An 842-nucleotide genomic window follows, 5' to 3' on the forward strand; every position below is an offset into this window, starting at 1 on the left:
GTCGTGGTCGCCGCGTGGGTCCGTGCAGGCCGCGTCCGCCGCGCGGACGCCGCGGTGGCGAGCGCCGAGCTCGCGGGCCGACGGGCCGAGCGCGAGGCGCACGGACGCTTCCTCGCGCGGCTCGACCACGAGCTCAAGAACCCGGTGACCGCCATCCGCGCCGCGGTCACGGGCACGGACGACGCGGCAGGCCCGGACGAGCGGGCCCGGGCGCGCGCGACGCTCGTGTCGCAGTCGACGCGGCTCGCGTCGCTCGTGGCCGACCTGCGCAAGCTGGCCGAGCTCGGCACGCAGGAGCTCGAGGACGAGGACGTCGACCTGGCGCAGGTGGTCCGCGACGCGGTCGACGACGTGAGCGCCCAGGCGGAGGCGGCCGGGGCGCTGCGGCCCGCCGTGCAGGTCGTCCTGCCGACCGCGCCGTGGCCGCTGCCGCACGTCCGCGGCGACGTCGACCTGCTGTACGTCGCGGTCGACAACCTGCTCGCGAACGCGGTGAAGTTCTCACCGCCGGGCACGCGGATCGAGGTGCGGGGCACCGACGACGACGGCACGGTCGTGGTCGAGGTCGCCGACGCCGGGCCGGGCATCCCGGACGACGAGGTGGGCACCGTGTTCGACGAGCTGGCCCGCGGTCGGGGCGCGCGGGGTCTGCCGGGCTCGGGCATCGGTCTCGCGCTCGTGCGTGTCATCGCCGAGCGGCACGGCGGCGAGGTGACGCTCCGGTCGAGGCTCGGCCAGGGCACGAGCGCCCGGCTGCGGATCCCCGCCGCGGGACCGCGCTGACGCCGCGGGGTCGAGCTGCGCGTCAGGCCGGCTTGGGGCCTGTCGAGCCGCGGGGGACC

1 protein-coding gene is annotated in these 842 nt (G+C 77.7%); it reads left to right on the plus strand.

Going from position 1 to position 842, the window contains the following annotated elements; translation table 11 throughout:
• Positions 1 to 783 (plus strand): sensor histidine kinase (locus CTKZ_RS19375; protein ID WP_148090523.1); only part of this gene is annotated, 783 nt, incomplete at its 5' end.
• Positions 784 to 842 lie beyond the last annotated feature (59 nt).

Origin of the sequence: Cellulomonas algicola (assembly GCF_003851725.1) — a bacterium.
GTDB lineage: Bacteria > Actinomycetota > Actinomycetes > Actinomycetales > Cellulomonadaceae > Cellulomonas > Cellulomonas algicola.